At 69.8% G+C, this 15,182-nt stretch carries 13 protein-coding genes and 1 pseudogene; 7 read left to right on the plus strand and 7 right to left on the minus strand.

The window, feature by feature from the left end:
* Positions 1-12 precede the first annotated feature (12 nt).
* The 3 genes from cuyB to ACZ7OI_RS11690 are packed head-to-tail and all read right to left on the minus strand — an operon-like array spanning position 13 to position 2,385.
* Positions 13-690: a cysteate racemase gene (gene cuyB, locus ACZ7OI_RS11680; protein ID WP_470264119.1), complete on the minus strand. Its 678-nt coding sequence runs from the start codon at positions 688-690 to the stop codon at positions 13-15.
* Positions 687-1,691 (minus strand): D-cysteate sulfo-lyase, encoded by a 1,005-nt coding sequence (gene cuyA / locus ACZ7OI_RS11685; RefSeq protein ID WP_470264120.1) that lies wholly within the window; start codon positions 1,689-1,691, stop codon positions 687-689. Before cuyA ends, cuyB begins: the two co-directional genes overlap by 4 nt.
* 37 nt (positions 1,692-1,728) lie before the next feature.
* Entirely contained in the window at positions 1,729-2,385 is a 657-nt protein-coding gene (locus tag ACZ7OI_RS11690) for an IclR family transcriptional regulator (RefSeq protein WP_470264121.1), read from the minus strand.
* Between the two features lie 151 nt (positions 2,386-2,536).
* Here ACZ7OI_RS11690 and ACZ7OI_RS11695 point away from each other — a divergent pair, with 151 nt between their 5' ends.
* Positions 2,537-4,417: an FAD-binding monooxygenase gene (locus ACZ7OI_RS11695; RefSeq protein ID WP_470264122.1), complete on the plus strand. Its 1,881-nt coding sequence runs from the start codon at positions 2,537-2,539 to the stop codon at positions 4,415-4,417.
* Between the two features lie 94 nt (positions 4,418-4,511).
* On the opposite strand, the gene ACZ7OI_RS11700 is transcribed toward ACZ7OI_RS11695, so the two are convergent.
* Entirely contained in the window at positions 4,512-5,666 is a 1,155-nt protein-coding gene (locus ACZ7OI_RS11700) for an epoxide hydrolase family protein (RefSeq protein ID WP_470264123.1), read from the minus strand.
* 83 nt (positions 5,667-5,749) lie between these two features.
* Between ACZ7OI_RS11700 and ACZ7OI_RS11705 the strand changes: the two genes are divergently transcribed.
* From ACZ7OI_RS11705 to ACZ7OI_RS11720, 4 genes are all read left to right on the plus strand, one after another.
* Positions 5,750-6,325, plus strand: a complete 576-nt coding sequence (locus ACZ7OI_RS11705; RefSeq protein ID WP_470264124.1) for a CGNR zinc finger domain-containing protein — start codon at positions 5,750-5,752, stop codon at positions 6,323-6,325.
* 122 nt (positions 6,326-6,447) lie between these two features.
* The gene (locus ACZ7OI_RS11710; protein WP_470264125.1) at positions 6,448-7,245 is read left to right on the plus strand and encodes a helix-turn-helix domain-containing protein; all 798 of its coding nucleotides are present in this window, start codon (positions 6,448-6,450) and stop codon (positions 7,243-7,245) included.
* A 32-nt stretch (positions 7,246-7,277) separates the two neighbouring features.
* Positions 7,278-8,393 (plus strand): WD40/YVTN/BNR-like repeat-containing protein, encoded by a 1,116-nt coding sequence (locus ACZ7OI_RS11715; RefSeq protein ID WP_470264126.1) that lies wholly within the window; start codon positions 7,278-7,280, stop codon positions 8,391-8,393.
* On the plus strand, positions 8,390-8,695 hold the full coding sequence (locus tag ACZ7OI_RS11720; protein ID WP_275291770.1) for a MoaD/ThiS family protein: 306 nt from the start codon (positions 8,390-8,392) through the stop codon (positions 8,693-8,695). The genes ACZ7OI_RS11715 and ACZ7OI_RS11720 overlap by 4 nt, the downstream gene beginning before the upstream one ends.
* A 681-nt stretch (positions 8,696-9,376) precedes the next feature.
* Here ACZ7OI_RS11720 and ACZ7OI_RS11725 read toward each other — a convergent pair.
* Positions 9,377-9,661 (minus strand): annotated as a pseudogene (locus tag ACZ7OI_RS11725) (DUF3140 domain-containing protein).
* 59 nt (positions 9,662-9,720) lie between these two features.
* Positions 9,721-10,500: a FadR/GntR family transcriptional regulator gene (locus ACZ7OI_RS11730; protein ID WP_470264127.1), complete on the minus strand. Its 780-nt coding sequence runs from the start codon at positions 10,498-10,500 to the stop codon at positions 9,721-9,723.
* Between the two features lie 54 nt (positions 10,501-10,554).
* Here ACZ7OI_RS11730 and ACZ7OI_RS11735 point away from each other — a divergent pair, with 54 nt between their 5' ends.
* Positions 10,555-13,338 (plus strand): FAD-binding and (Fe-S)-binding domain-containing protein, encoded by a 2,784-nt coding sequence (locus ACZ7OI_RS11735; RefSeq protein ID WP_470264128.1) that lies wholly within the window; start codon positions 10,555-10,557, stop codon positions 13,336-13,338.
* A 9-nt stretch (positions 13,339-13,347) separates the two neighbouring features.
* Here the strand turns inward: ACZ7OI_RS11735 and ACZ7OI_RS11740 are convergent, their stop codons facing one another.
* The gene (locus ACZ7OI_RS11740; RefSeq protein WP_470264129.1) at positions 13,348-14,025 is read right to left on the minus strand and encodes a GntR family transcriptional regulator; all 678 of its coding nucleotides are present in this window, start codon (positions 14,023-14,025) and stop codon (positions 13,348-13,350) included.
* Positions 14,026-14,255: 230 nt separating this feature from the next.
* Between ACZ7OI_RS11740 and ACZ7OI_RS11745 the strand changes: the two genes are divergently transcribed.
* On the plus strand, positions 14,256-15,131 hold the full coding sequence (locus ACZ7OI_RS11745; RefSeq protein WP_470264130.1) for an HTD2 family dehydratase: 876 nt from the start codon (positions 14,256-14,258) through the stop codon (positions 15,129-15,131).
* Positions 15,132-15,182: the final 51 nt, after the last annotated feature.

The raw sequence follows: 15,182 nt of genomic DNA on the forward strand, positions 1-15,182 counted from the left end.
AGTCGGACTTTGTCAGGCCGACGGACGGGCGTCGACCGGTTTTCCGCCGCAGGCGCGGATCACCGCGTCGGCGAGCAGGTCCGTCGGATCGAGCACCCCGGACGCCTGCCTTGTCGCCAGTGGAAGTTCCGTGCACGCCAGCACGGTCAGCGGCACATCGACATCACCCAGCGCCCGGTCGAGATGCGCCGCACCGCTCGCCAGGTCGCCGCGCTTCACCGCCGCAACCGCCGCGTCGACGTCCCGCTGCCCTGCTTCGGACGGCAGCACCCATTCGATCCCGGGCACGCCCCGTGGATACAGCCCGGCGGCGATCGTCCCGCGAGTGCCGAGCAGCCCGACCGGACCCGTGCGTCCGGCGAGGAATTTCGCCGTTTCCGCGATCATGTCCACAAAGGGCATTCCGCTGTCCGCGGCCAGCTTCGAGAGGAAGAAGTGCGCGGTGTGGCACGGCATCGCGACGACCGTCGCGCCGAGCTCGCGGAGTTTTTCCGTCCCGGCAAGCAAAGCCGGATAAGGATCGGTGCTCCCGTCGAGGACGGCGGCGACCCGGTCCGGCACCGTCGGGTCCGCCCAGATCGCCACCCGCAGATGGTCCTGGTCGCGTTCCGCGGCCGTGCGCGCGATGAGTTTCGCGTAGAACTCCGCGGTCGCCGCCGGACCCATGCCGCCGAGGATGCCCGCGATCACTGGAAGGCCGACCGATACCCGAACAGCCCCACCGCACCGCCGGTGTGCACGAACACGACGGTGTCGGTCGCGGCGAACCGGCCTTCTGCGATCTCGCCGAGCAGGCCGGCGAACCCCTTCCCCGAGTACACCGGATCCAGCAGGATTCCTTCGGTCTCGGCGAGCAGCCGCACCGCGTCCACCATGGACTGAGTCGGCACGCCGTAGCCCTCGCCGACCCAGCGGTCGTCCACCAGCACGTCGTCGCGGGAAACCTCGGTGCCGATCAGCTCCGCGGTCCGGGCGGCCAGCCCGTGCACCGCGTCGATCTGCCGCGCTTCCGGCTGCCGCACGCTGACGCCGAGCACCCGCGCGGGACTGTGCACCGCGCGCAACCCGGCGACCAGCCCGGCTTGAGTGCCGGTGCTGCCGGTCGCGTGCACGACCCAGTCGACCGGAACCCGCGCGGCGTCCAGCTCCAGCGCGCACTGGACGTACCCGAGCGCGCCGATCGGATTCGACCCGCCGCCCGGGATCACGTACGGCCGCTGCCCCTGCGCGCGCAGTTTCTCGGCGACCGTTTCCATCGCCGCTGACATATCAGTTCCAGCCGGTACGCGGTCCACGATCTCCGCGCCGAGCAGTTCGTCGAGCAGCACGTTGCCGGAGTTCTCGTACTCCTCGTCGCGCACCTGGCGTTGTTCCAGCAGCAACTTGCAGCTCAGCCCGGCACGCGCGGCGGCCGCCGCGGTCTGCCGGGCGTGGTTGGACTGCGTCGCGCCCTGGGTGATCAGCGTGTCGGCGCCCTGTGCGAGCGCGTCGCCGACGAGGAACTCCAGCTTGCGCGTCTTGTTGCCGCCGGTGGCCAATCCGGTGCAGTCGTCGCGTTTGATCCAGAGGTCCGGTACGTCCCGATGGCGTGCGCGCAGCCGCGCGGTGAGCCGTTCCAGCGGTTCGAGCGGCGTCGGGAAGTGTCCGAGCGGGAAGCGGGCGAAGCGCGTCGTCTGTACCACGGACGCCATCGTGCTTCCCAGGCCCGGCCGCTGTCCACCGCGTCCATTACGGATGCAGTTCGGCCCGGATCGCCTGCGCCGCCTCCGCCAGCCGCGCGCCGATCCCAGAGATATCAGCCGGACCGGTCAGATACACCACGGCCAGCGCCGCCGGATGCTGCCCGGGCACCGCGAGCGGCACCGCGATCGACGACAGCCCGGGGATCACCTCGTCATGGCTGGTTTCGTACGGCGCTTTCTCCCCGCGCAACTGCCGCAGGATCGCGCGACCCGGTGCGCCGTCGGTGATCGGATGCCGGCTGCCGGGCCGCTGCGCCACCGCCGCCGTCGCCTGTCGCGGTTCGACGCTGGCCAGCGTGACCACGGAATCCTCGCCGTCGAGCGTCGCGAGGAACGCCGTCATGCCCAGTTCGTTCGCGAGCACGGTCAGCTCGGGCAACGCGGTCGACTGGAGATCGCGGGAAACGTTGCGCGCCAACGCCGCCAGCCTCGCCCCCAGCTCCAGCTCGCCGTTGGCGCCGCGCACGACCAGTCCGTGGTCTTCGAGCGTGCGCACGATGCGATAGGTGATGGACCGGTGCAGCCCGAGCCGCGCCGCCAGCTCGCCGATCGACAGCGGCGCGTCGGCCTCGGCGAGAACTTCCAGCGCGGTGAGCCCGCGCGACAACGTCTGCGACCCGGCCGCTTGCTTGGCTTCCGTCACGACTCGGTCCTTCCCCGCGGGGTCTTGTGCACCGGAGCGGCCCACCTTAGCATCGATGTACTCAATAATTGAACAACGAGTTCTATTATCGAACACGGTCCCCTTGGCGCTTCACCGTGCTCCCGGTGCTCACAGCGAAGTGAGGAAACTTATGCAGTTCCACCACCACGGCTACGTTTCCGGCGAACCGCGCGTCCTGCCCGCCGCCGGAACCGGAATCGACCGGCCCGCGGAACTGCCGGACGAGGTCGACGTGCTGATCGTGGGCACCGGTCCCGCGGGCATGATCACCGCCGCGCAGCTGTCCCGGTACCCGAACGTCGCCACGCGCATCGTCGAACGCCGCGGCGGACGGCTCGAAGTCGGCCAGGCGGACGGGATCCAGGCGCGGAGCGTCGAAACGTTCCAGGCGTTCGGCTTCGCGAACCGGATCGTCGAGGAGGCGTACCGGATCACCACGATGTCCTTCTGGAAGCCCGATCCCGCCGACCCGAAGCGCATCGTCCGGTCGTCGCGCGTGCCCGACGACCCCACCGGGATCAGCGAGTTCCCGCACCTCATCGTGAACCAGGCCCGGGTGCAGGACTATTTCGCCGAGTACATGGCGAACTCGCCGAGCCGGACGACTCCCGATTTCGGCCTGGAATTCCAGTCGCTGACCATTGCCGAGGGCGACGAATATCCAGCGGCCGTCACGCTGCGCCATACCGTCGGCCCGCGCGCCGGCGAGGATCGCGTCGTCCGAGCCAAATACGTGGTCGGCTGCGACGGCGCACGCAGCGCGGTGCGCGAGTCGATCGGCCGGGAACTCGTCGGAGACCAGGCTTTGCACGCGTGGGGCGTGATGGACGTCCTCGCCGTCACCGATTTCCCGGACATCCGCACGAAATGCGCCATCCAGTCCCACGACGGCGGCAACATCCTGCTGATCCCCCGCGAAGGCGGCGCGCTGTTCCGGATGTACGTCGACCTGGGCGAGGTGTCCGAGGACGACCACGGAGCCGTCCGGAAGACGACCATCGACCAGATCATCGCGCGCGCCAACGCGATCATGCGTCCCTACACTGTGGACGTCAAGAATGTGGCGTGGCACAGCGTGTACGAGGTCGGCCACCGTCTCACCGACAAATTCGACGACGTCCCCGTCGGCGACAATCGCCTGCCGCGTGTCTTCATCACCGGCGACGCCTGCCACACGCACAGCGCGAAAGCCGGACAGGGCATGAATGTCTCGATGCAGGACGGGTTCAACCTCGGCTGGAAACTAGGCCACGTCCTGGACGGCCGCGGTCCGGCTTCGCTGCTGGCCACTTACTCCGCGGAACGCCAGCTGATCGCGAAAAACCTCATCGACTTCGACAAGGAATGGTCGACGCTCATGGCGACCCGGCCGGAAGACCTGGCCGATCCGGCGGAACTGGAAGAGTTCTACGTCAAGACTTTCGAGTTCCCGTCCGGTTTCATGACGTGCTACCAGCCTTCGGTGCTCATCGCCTCGCCGGAGCACCAGGATCTGGCGACCGGGTTCCCGATCGGCAAACGCTTCAAGTCTGCTCCCGCCATGCGGGTCTGCGACGCGAATCTGGTCCACTTAGGACACCATGCGCAAGCCGACGGCCGTTGGCGCATCTACGTTTTCGCCCCCGCCTCGGCTGCTTCGCCTGCCTCGTTGACCGGATTCGCCGAATGGCTGGGCAGCTCACCGGACTCCCCCGTGATCGCCCACACCCCGAAGAACCTGGACTCCGACGCCTGGTTCGACGTCAAGGTGATCTACCCCGGACCGTACGAGGACATCGATCTCGGCGAGGTCCCGGAGGTCTTCTTGCCGCGAACCGGCCCCTTCGACCTGATCGACTACGAGAAGGTCTACGCGGCAGACCCGGCGGACGACATTTTCGCCGCGCGCGGCATTTCACCCGACGGCGCGGTCGTGGTGGTCCGGCCGGACCAGTACGTGGCGAACGTTCTCCCCCTCACGGCCACCGCGGAACTAGCCGCATTCTTCGCGCCCATTTTCGCTGCGGAATAGCCGTGAGGGGAACTCTGAGGGAATCAGGGTTCCCCTCACAGACGGCCACGCGACCGGGACTCCCGCAAGCCGGGCAGCTGACCGCCGCCATGTGTCACCCCCGCAGCACCGCGGCAAGCCCCTCCCGCAGATCCCGGACGAAATACCCCGGCACCTCCAGCGACGGGAAATGCCCGCCCCGTTCCGGCTCCCGCCAGCGGACGATCTGCCGGAACCGCTCCCGCGCCCAAGGACGCGGGGTTTTCTCGGTATCGCGGGGATACATGGTGACGGCCGCCGGAACGTCCACCCGGAGCTCCGGATCCAGCGAATTGTGGCTCTCGTAATAGATCCGGGCCGCCGACACACCGGTCCGGGTCAGCCAGTACAACGTGACGTCGTCGAGCACGCGATCGCGCGAGATTGTCTCAAATGGACTGTCCTCAGTGTCCGACCACTCCGCGAACTTGTCCACGAGCCAGGCAAGCAGCCCGACCGGCGAGTCGACGAGCGAGTACCCGATGGTCTGCGGCCTAGTGGCCTGCTGCTTCGCATACGCCGCACGATGACGCCAGAAATGACGGGTCTCCTCGGTCCACCTTCGCTCTTCCGCCGTCAGCCCGTCCGTCGGCAATCCGGGCGGCCCTTCCGCGAACAATGTGTGGACACCCAGAACCCTCTCCGGAAACCGGCCAGCGAGAACCGTGGTGATGTTGCCGCCCCAGTCACCGCCGTGAGCCAAGAATTCGCGGTACCCGAGCCTCGCCATCAGCTCTGCCCACGCGGCCGCGATCTTTTCCGTCCCCCACCCGGTAGTCGTCGGTTTGTCGCTGTACCCGAAGCCCGGCAAGGACGGAGTCACGACGTGAAACGCCGGAGCGCCGGCGTCGTCCGGATCCGCCAATTCGTCCACCACATCGACGAACTCCGCGACGCTGCCCGGCCACCCGTGCGTCAGGATCAGCGGAGTCGCGTCCGCGCGCGGGGACCGGCGGTGCAGGAAATGGATTCCCAGGCCGTCGATGACGGTGCGGAACTGGCCGATCCGGTCAAGACGCTCCTCGAACGCCCGCCAGTCGTACTCGGTGCGCCAGTAGTTCACGAGATCGACGAGGTCAGCGAGCGGAACGCCCTGATCCCATCGGCGGCGGCCGCGCACCGTCTCGGCCTCCGGAAGCCTCGCCGCGGCTAGCCGAGCCCGCAGATCGTCGAGGTCAGCGTCGGTCGCACGGGCTTCGAAAGCGTGTACTTCGCTGGTCAGAGCGGTCATGAGTCCTCCTCGGTCGGTTTGGAACCGGCTAAGACGGTTCTAGCAGCCGCCCACGTCCCAGCGCAACCGGCTAAGCTGGTTCCATGCCTTCCGCGTTCCCCGAATTCCGCCTCGGCACCGTGCTCGCGACGAGCTTCACCGCGACCCTCACGGAGCGCCGCGGCGACGCCGTCGAGCGCATTCCGACACCTCAGCGGCTCGCCGATTGGCTGGCGGTGAGCGGTCTCGCCGTGGACTCCTGCACCGCTGACCAGCTCGAACTCGCCAAGGAACTGCGGGAGTCGATCCACGCCGCCGCGACCGCGGCCGCACTCCACGAGGCCCTCCCCGCGTCCGCCGTCCAGGTCATCAACGACCGCAGCGCTCAGGGCCAGGCCTCAGCCGTCCTGACGCCCGACGGCGAGCGGCGCTGGCAACTCGGCTCAGCCACCGCTGTCGAAGACGCCCTCGGCGTGATCGCCGCCGACGCGATCAGCATCATCTCGGGCGAACGCGACGGAAAACTGGCCTTGTGTGCCTCGCCGACCTGCCAAGCCGCTTTCTTCGACACCAGCCAAAGCCGCACCCGTCGCTGGTGCGAGATGAACACGTGCGGGAACCGGCAGAAGAAGGCGCGCTTCAACGCCAACCAGCGCAAGGGCGGCAAAGCAGCGGAGTGACCCCCGGAATGTGAGCAACCACCGCGGCCCCCGCGCGGCCGTCATCGACCGGGAAGACGGCTGACGCCCGGAATTGTCGGTCCCCCGATTTACCATGGCGGCACATCCGAGGAGGTGTGCACATGCGGGACGCCGTGCTCGAGGCGGCGAGGTTCCTGGCCGCCGGACGCACCCGGCCGCTCACGCTCGAGGACGTGGCCGACCACGTCCGGTACAGCCCGTTCCACCTGGCGCGCGCGTTCGAGCGGGAGATCGGCCTGCCGCCGGGGAAATTCCTTGCCGCGCAACGGTTCCAGCTCGCCAAGGAGCTGCTGCTGGACACCGGCGAGAAGGTGGTCGACATCTGCCACGAGGTCGGGTTCTCCGCGCCGGGCACCTTCACCACGCGCTTCACCGCGGCGGTCGGGGTGAGCCCGCACCGGTTCCGGCAGCTGCCCGGCCTCCTCGCCGAGCACCCGCCGGAACCGGTGCGGGTGGCGGGCCCGGACTGCACTGGCGGGGCCGTCACCGGCCGCGCGCTGCTGAGCCCGGCCGCGGTCGCCGTGCTCGACGGGGCGCCGGCGGTGTACGTCGGGCTGTTCGCCGGGTCGTCAGCGCGCGGTGTCCCGGTCAGCGGTTCGTTGCTCGGGCCGGACCTGCAGTTCACGCTCGTCGACGTCCCGCCGGGCACCTACCGGCTGCTGGCCTGCGCGCTGCCGTCGGCCGGCGATCCGCGCGCGCAGCTCGCGCCGAGCGTGCAGGCGGTCGGCTCGGCCGCGCGCCCGGTGCGGATCCGGGCCGGGCCGGCGCCGCTGCGCCAGGACGTCCGGCTGGACGTCGCGCCCGCGTGGTCGCCTCCGGTGCTGGTCGCGCTGCCGCCGCTGGCCTCGGAGGGAGCGCAAGAATGGAGAGGCGGGTCCCGGCTGGCGAGATTAGGTTGAACCAGGTCACAGCCGGTTGTCAGGGAGAAAGCATGCCTGGAGTTCGAGTATTGGTCGGCACCCGCAAGGGCGCGTTCATCCTCACCTCGGACGAGGGCCGCACGCGCTGGGAGGTCGACGGCCCGCACTTCGGCGGCTGGGAGGTCTACCACCTCGCCGGCTCGCCCGCGGACCCGGACCGGCTGTACGCGTCGCAGTCCACGTCGTGGTTCGGGCAGCTGATCCAGCGCTCCGACGACGGCGGGAAGACCTGGAACCAGGTCGACCACGAGTTCGTCTACGAGGGCGGGGCGGGCGAGCACCTCTGGTACGACGGAACGCCGAAGCCGTGGGAGTTCACCCGGATCTGGCACCTGGAGCCGTCGCTGACCGATCCCGACACGGTGTACGCGGGCGCGCAGGACGCGGCGCTGTACCGCAGCACCGACGGCGGGAAGAGCTGGCGGGAGCTGACCGGGCTGCGCAAGCACACGTCCGGGCCGGGCTGGCAGCCGGGCGCGGGCGGGCTGTGCCTGCACACGATCATCCTCGACCCGAAGAACTCGAAGCGGATGTTCGCCGCGATCTCCGCCGCGGGCGCGTTCCGCAGCGACGACAGCGGCGAAACCTGGCAGCCGATCAACCGCGGCCTGCACTCCGACGGCATCCCGGACCCGGACGCCGAGGTCGGCCACTGCGTGCACCGCATCGCGCTGCACCCGTCGCGGCCGGACGTGCTGTTCATGCAGAAGCACTGGGACGTGATGCGCTCGGACGACGCGGGCGAGCACTGGCGCGAGATCAGCGGAAACCTGCCGAGCGACTTCGGTTTCCCGATCGCGGTGCACCCGCACGAACCGGAAACGGTGTACGTGGTCCCGATCCGCAGCGATTCGGAGCACTATCCGCCGGAGGGGAAGCTGCGCGTGTACCGCAGCCGCACCGGCGGCGACGAATGGGAACCGCTCACCAACGGCCTGCCGCAAGAAAACTGCTACGTCAACATCCTGCGCGACGCGATGGCCGTCGACTCCCTCGACGAGGCCGGCATCTACTTCGGCACCACCGGCGGCCAGGTCTACGCCTCGAACGACGCGGGCGAAAGCTGGGCCCCGATCGTGCGCGACCTGCCCGCGGTGTGCTCGGTCGAGGTGCAGACCCTGCGATGACCACCGTCGTCCGCGTCAAGCTGCCCACACACCTGCGCCGCCTGGCGAAGGTCGAAGGAGAGATCCAGCTGCCGGTCGAGGACCCGCCGACGCGGGACGCCCTGCTGGACGCACTGGAACACGCCTACCCCCAGCTGCGCGGCACAGTCCGCGACACGACCACCGGCAAACGCCGGGCGTTCGTCCGGTTCTTCGCCTGCGAGGAAGACCTGTCGAACACCGCCCCGGACACCGCCCTGCCCGCCCCGGTCCTGTCCGGAGCCGAACCGTTCCTGATCATCGGAGCCATGGCGGGCGGCTGACCACGAACCACCGGCCGAGGGGAAGAACCCCGGGCCTCGGTGCGTCCCGGGGGCGCACCGAGGCCCGGGGCTTACATCGGACCGGACTTCGCCGGGTGTCTGGTGCCGGACCGGACTTTGCCGGGCGGACTTTGCCGGACTTCGCCGGGCCGGACTTCGCGGAACCGGACTTCGCCAGGTCTCTGATGCCAGGCCGGACTTCGCCGGGCGAACTTTGCCGGGCCGGATTTCGCCGCTGGACCGGACTTCGCCGGACCTCCGGTGCCGGAGCCAGGCCACCGGAGCGGGCGTGGCGGAGCACTCGCGCCAAGGCCACATGCCGAAGCCGCTCCCGCCAAGACTGAGCGGGGTCGCACCGCGCCGGGCCTCTCCCGACAACGGTGCCGCTCGCGCTGGCCAGTGCCGCGAGGCCGCGCGCGCCGGGCTCAACCCCGCCGGGCGCTCCACTCTGGCAGCGGGTACCTGCCCACTGTGGCGTTCGGTGCATCCCACGCACCGAACTTGACAGCGGGACGTCCCCACCGAGGCCGAGGCTCTCTCACCAGGGCAAATCTCGCTAGAGCAGCTCTCGCCAAGCCCGACGACCCGCCTCCGCGGACCCGGCGGTCACCCCGTCTCGCCAACCCGGCGGGCGACCCGCCTCCGCCAACCCCGGCGATCACCCCGTCGAACCCGGCCACCTCAATCCCGCACCGGCTTCACCGGATCGTGCCCCAGCGACATCAGCCCCTGCCGCCATCCCGCATCCCCAGCGACCGGCTCCAAGTCGTCCCGCCGCGAGGCGTGCACCCGGTCCACCACATCGCGCATCACCTCGACGTCGCTCTTGTTCACATCCGACCGGCGTTTGCCCAGGATCGACAGCACCTGACGGCCGGTCGCGGGCCCCGCCTGGTCCGGCAGGGGCTCCGTCTCAGTTCCGGCTTCCCGGGTGCGCAGTCAGTCGGCCAGTTCCCGCGAGGTCATGTTCACCACCCGGTGGAATTCCGTCCACGGGTCATCGTCCACGTGCGCGGCCACCTCGATCACCTCCCGGAGTCGTCGGCAGGCCGGTTACCCGGACCGCGAGACGGCAAACCCGGCAGCTTCGAGTCCACATAGGACCGGGCCTGGGCGGTGATTCGTGCCAGGGCGGCACATCCTGGCTCCGAAGCACCTGCCCGGACCGCCGACGCGATGGTCCGGTGGTCTTCCCACGACCGGGAAAGGTCGCCGTGTTCGGTGAGTTCCTCCAGGAGCCGGTCGGCCATCAGGCGGCGCAGCGGGACGCGGATCGCGAGCATGCTGCGCAGCAGGATCCGGTTGTGCGCGGCTTCGGCCAGTGCGACGTGGAACTCCGCATCCGCCGCCAGGAAACGGTCCCGGTCAGTCAAAACTACCGCCATCCGGTCGACCAAACCCGTCAAAACCGCCAGTTCGGCGGCGGTCCGGCGGCGGGCGGCCAAGGCGATGACGGTCGACTCGATCGCTTCCCTGGCCTCGACCAGCTCTCGATACTCCGCCGCGTCCGAAGCGCCCAGCTGCCATGGGACGAACCGGGCCGCCGAAGGTTCCAGTACGAACGTTCCGACTCCCTGGCGCGTCTCGACCCAGCCGCGCGCCTGCAGCGTCCGGACTGCTTCCCGGACGGTCAGCATCGACACCCCGGCCGAGGCCGCGAAGTGCCGCAGCGACGGGAGCGCGGTCCCGGGAGGCCATTCGCCGCCGAGGATTTTGCGGGTCATCTCTTCGACCAGCGAGTCCACCACGCTCACCCGCCGCACCCTGGCCAGCTCCGGCGGCGGCCCCCTCCGTCCCGAGGTCATCGCGCCAGCGTACGGATTGACGGCACTGTTTCAAACACCTAAATTCAGGCCGGGATGCCCACCGAAAACGATCTGCTCGCCGACCTCCGCGCGAATGTCCGCGGCGAGGTGCACGCCGACGTCCGCCGTCGCGCCGAGTACTCCGCGGACGCGTCCAATTACCGTGTCGTCCCGCAGGTCGTCGTGCTGCCGAAAGAGACCGGCGACGTTCTCGCGACCCTCGAGATCGCCCGCCGCCACGGCGTTCCGCTGACCAGTCGCGGCGGGGGCACGTCGGTCGCGGGCAACGCGATCGGGCCGGGCGTGGTCATCGACTTTTCGCGGCATCTCCGCCGCATTGTCGACCTCGACCCGCAAGCGCGGACCGCGGTCGTCCAGCCCGGCGTCGTCCTCGCCGACCTGCAGCGCGCCGCCGCGCCGCACGGGCTGCGCTTCGGTCCCGATCCGTCCACGCACGCCCGCGCGACGCTCGGCGGCATGATCGGCAACAACGCCTGCGGGCCGCACGCGATCGCCTACGGCCGGACCGCCGACAACGTCCGCGAGCTGAGCGTGGTCGACGGCACCGGACGCCAGTTCACCGCGGGCCGGTCCGACGCGATGCCGGGGCTCGCCGAGCTGATCGAGACCCGGCTCAGCTTGCTGCGCACCGAATTCGGCCGGTTCAGCCGTCAGGTCTCCGGCTACTCGCTCGAACACCTGCTGCCGGAAAACGGCCGGTCGCTCGCCCGTGCGCTGGTCGGCACGGAGGGCACCCTGGCGGTCACGCTGGAAGCGACCGTCGATCTGGTCGACATCTCCCCCGCGCGGCTGCTCGTCGTGCTCGGCTACCCGGACATGGCGACGGCCGGCGACGTCGTGCCCGGGCTGCTGCCGCACCGGCCGCTGGCCGTCGAAGGGCTCGACGCGCGACTGGTCGACCTGGTGCGCCACCACCGCGGCGACGTGCCCGCGCTCCCGGACGGCGGCGGCTGGCTGATGATCGAGGTCGGCGGCGAGACGGAAGCCGAGGCCCGCCACCATGCCGGGCGTCTCGTCAAGGATTCCCAGGCGCTCGACCACGTCGTGCTGGCCCAAGGCGCTGAGGCCGCCGCGATGTGGCGGATCCGCGAGGACGGAGCCGGGTTGGCGGGCCGGACTCCCGCCGGCGAGCAGGCGTGGCCAGGCTGGGAGGACGCCGCCGTCCCGCCCGAACGGCTCGGCGCGTATCTGCGGGATTTCGACGCTCTCCTGGACGAATTCGGCCTCGAAGGACTCCCCTACGGCCACTTCGGCGACGGGTGTGTGCACGTCCGGCTCGGTCTGCCGCTCGAACGCGACGCGTCGGTGTTCCGCGCGTTCATGACGGCCGCCGCGGATCTGGTCGTCGGCTACGGCGGCTCGTTCTCCGGCGAGCACGGCGACGGCCGGGCGCGCGGCGAGCTGCTGCCGGAGATGTACTCGGCCGAAACGATCGAACTGTTCGGCGCGGTCAAAAACCTCTTCGACCCCGACGACCTGCTCAACCCGGGCGTGGTCGTCCGGCCGCACCCGCTCGACGCCGATCTTCGCCGCCCGCAAGCACGTCCGCTCCCGGTCGTCGCGGGCGGATTCTCCTTCGCGCACGACGGCGGAGACTTCACCCGCGCCGTGCACCGCTGCGTCGGAGTCGGGAAATGCCGCGCCGACAACCGTGCGGCCGGCGGTTTCATGTGTCCGTCCTATCTCGCCACTCGCGACGAGAAGGACAGCACTCGCGGCCGCGCCCGCGTGCTGCAGGAGGTCGCGAACGGCACGCTGGTGTCGGGCTGGTCGGACGACGCGGTGCACGAGTCGCTTGATCTTTGCTTGTCCTGCAAGGCCTGCGGCAGCGACTGTCCGGCCGGAGTGGACCTGGCGCAGTACAAGTCCGAAGCCCTGCACCGGAAATACCGGCACAAGATCCGCCCCGTTTCGCATTACACGCTGGGCCGGCTGCCGGACTGGATCCGCCTGCTGCACCGGATCCCGGTGCTCGGCCCGCTCGTCGTCAACGCCCTGATGTCGCTCCGCCCGATCGAGAAGCTCCTTTTAGCACTGTCCGGAGTGGACACCCGCCGCCGGGCGCCGAGGTTCGCCCGCCGCTCGTTCACCCGGTCCCGGCGAAGGATTCGCGAGCAGGGACCGGAAGTTGTGCTGTGGGCGGATTCCTTTTCGGACGGCATGGACACCGAGGTCGCCGAAGCGGTCGCGGCCGTGCTCGCCGACGCCGGGCACCGCGTGCTCGTCCCGCCGCGGCGGCCGTGCTGCGGGCTCACCTGGATCACCACCGGCCAGCTCGACACCGCCCGCCGGAAGCTCCGCGACCTCGTGCACACGCTGCGCCCGTACGCGCAGGCCGGGCTCCCGATCGTCGGCGTCGAGCCGTCGTGCACCGCCGTCCTGCGGTCCGATCTGCTGGACCTGTTCCCCGACGATCCGGACGCGAAAACGGTCTCCGCCGCGGTCACGACGCTCTCCGAACTCCTCGCCAAAACCGACGGCTGGCAGGCACCCGACCTCTCCGGCGTCGCAGTGGTCGCACAGCCGCATTGCCACCACCACTCGGTGATGGGCTTCGAAGCCGACCGAGCCCTGCTCGCCTCCACCGGCGCGGACCTGCGGACTCTCGCCGGATGCTGCGGCCTGGCCGGGAACTTCGGCATGGAACGCGGCCACTACGACGTTTCCGTCGCGGTGGCGGAGAACGCGCTGCTTCCGGCATTGCGGGACAACCCGGACGCGGTGTTCCTCGCCGACGGTTTCTCCTGCCGGACGCAAGCCGATCAGCTGGCCGGAGTGCGCGGCGTCCACTTGGCACAGTTGCTGAAGCGGCGCTGACGCCCGGAGTCAGTTGTCCCAGAAGCCTTGCTTCTCCAGCAAGGCGACCGCGCGCTCGCCGCCGTCCGAGAAGTGTTTCTCCACAATGGACCGAGCCCGCGAAGCCGACCGGGCGCTGAGCGCGTTCAGGATCTTCCGGTGGTCGTCGTGCGCCTTGTCCGGCCAGTCCTCGTGCGCCTCGTAGAACCCGTGCGACACCGTTTTCGCCAGGATGCCCAGGATCGAGACCAGACGGCGGGAATCGGCGGCGTAGTTGATCCTGCGGTGGAACTCGAAATTCAGCCGTTCCTGTTCGGCCCGGTCCACTCCGGACTCCATCCGGTCCGCCAGATCGTGCAGCGCCTGCAGGCTTTCCGGCGAAAGGTTCTTCGCCGCGCGCTCGGCGGCCAGGCCGGAAACGAGGCCGAACACGCGGTAGTGGTCGCGGATGTCGTCGCGCGTCATCCGCGCCACGAACGCGCCGCGGCGGGCGATGTGCTCCACCACGCCCTCGTGGTCGAGGGTGATCAACGCTTCCCGGATCGGCAGCTTGCTGATCCCGAGCTCGTCGGCCAGCGCCTCCTGGTCGATCTTCGCCCCGGCGCGCAGCTGGCCGGAGAAGACCCGTCGCCGGATCTCGTGCGCGGCCAGCGCTTTCAGGTTCGCCGGACCGCTGCGGCGCAGTCCCGCGCCCGTGGTTTCGGGCATCGCCCCGGCCTCCCCTGTGGCGGATGGTTGTCCAGATAAAGTATTACATAAGCCGTTCTGCTCAAGACCCCGTCACCGGCTGCCTCACCCGGCTGTTCGCAAGCGGCCAGATGCTGCGTAAACCCGACCGGACAGCTCCTCGCGCCCGCACTGAGCCGAGCCGGACACCGGCTCGTTCCTGATAAAGTATTCAGCTGACTGCCTCGCCCGAAACCAGATCCGAGGAACCCATGTCCGAACCGGAAGCCTGGGAACCGTACGCCGTCACCAGCGAAGAAGTGCTCGACCCCGGCCCGGTCGCCGCGCTGGCGGCGTTGTTCGACAACGGGCTTCCCGCGCCGGGGGAAGGCGACGATCTGCCGCCGCTGTGGCATTGGGTCGCGCTCAGCCGTTGGCCGGTGTCGTCGCGGCTGGGTCTCGACGGCCACCCGGCGCGCGACGGCTTCCTGCCCCCGGTCGGCCTGCCGCGGCGGATGTTCGCCGGCGGCGAGGTCGTGGTGCACCGCGCGCCGAAAATCGGCGAGACCGTACATCGAAAATCCATTGTGGACTCTTTCGCCGAAAAGCCCGGCCGTTCCGGGAAACTAGTGCTCGTCCAGGTGCGCACGGAACTGTCCGGAATGGACGGAACGCCGTACGTCGAGGAGCGCCAGGACCTGCTCTACCGCGAGGCAGGCCCTCCCGCCCCACCAGCGGTCCCGGAAACCGCCGCCGCACTGGAGCCGGTGGGGTCGCCGTTCCGCCGCACCGACGGGCAGACCTGGGAGTTCGCCACCGATCCGACGCTGCTGATGCGGTTCTCCGCGGCCACCGCGAACGCGCACCGCATCCACTACGACTGGCCGTATGCCACCAGGATCGAGGGCTATCCCGGCCTGGTCGTGCACGGGCCGTTGATGTCGCTGGCGCTGGCCGAGGTGCTGCGGCTCGACTCCCCTGCTTCCCGGGTGCGCCGGATCAGCCACCGCAACCAGGCTCCGCTGTTCTGCGGACAGCCCGCGCAACTGCGGGCGAGCCCCGGCGCCCGTTCGGTCACGCTCGATCTGCTCGGCCCCTCCGGCTTGAGCACCAGCCTCGCCGTCGAACTGTCCGAGGAAGGCACATGACACCAGCCCTGGCGGCAGCGTCCGAACCGATGGCAAGGTGACGCAGGTGTT

Source organism: Amycolatopsis sp. NPDC114503, assembly GCF_055633655.1.

Bases quoted from the DNA above. Each gene is read 5' to 3' on its own strand.
- ACZ7OI_RS11745 (WP_470264130.1), top strand. From the start codon at position 14,256: ATGTCCGAACCGGAAGCCTGGGAACCGTACGCCGTCACCAGCGAAGAA.
- ACZ7OI_RS11720 (WP_275291770.1), top strand. From the start codon at position 8,390: ATGACCACCGTCGTCCGCGTCAAGCTGCCCACACACCTGCGCCGCCTG.
- ACZ7OI_RS11705 (WP_470264124.1), top strand. From the start codon at position 5,750: ATGCCTTCCGCGTTCCCCGAATTCCGCCTCGGCACCGTGCTCGCGACG.
- ACZ7OI_RS11695 (WP_470264122.1), top strand. From the start codon at position 2,537: ATGCAGTTCCACCACCACGGCTACGTTTCCGGCGAACCGCGCGTCCTG.
- ACZ7OI_RS11735 (WP_470264128.1), top strand. From the start codon at position 10,555: ATGCCCACCGAAAACGATCTGCTCGCCGACCTCCGCGCGAATGTCCGC.
- ACZ7OI_RS11700 (WP_470264123.1), bottom strand. From the start codon at position 5,666: ATGACCGCTCTGACCAGCGAAGTACACGCTTTCGAAGCCCGTGCGACC.
- ACZ7OI_RS11715 (WP_470264126.1), top strand. From the start codon at position 7,278: ATGCCTGGAGTTCGAGTATTGGTCGGCACCCGCAAGGGCGCGTTCATC.
- ACZ7OI_RS11710 (WP_470264125.1), top strand. From the start codon at position 6,448: ATGCGGGACGCCGTGCTCGAGGCGGCGAGGTTCCTGGCCGCCGGACGC.
- cuyA (WP_470264120.1), bottom strand. From the start codon at position 1,691: ATGGCGTCCGTGGTACAGACGACGCGCTTCGCCCGCTTCCCGCTCGGA.
- ACZ7OI_RS11740 (WP_470264129.1), bottom strand. From the start codon at position 14,025: ATGCCCGAAACCACGGGCGCGGGACTGCGCCGCAGCGGTCCGGCGAAC.
- ACZ7OI_RS11730 (WP_470264127.1), bottom strand. From the start codon at position 10,500: ATGACCTCGGGACGGAGGGGGCCGCCGCCGGAGCTGGCCAGGGTGCGG.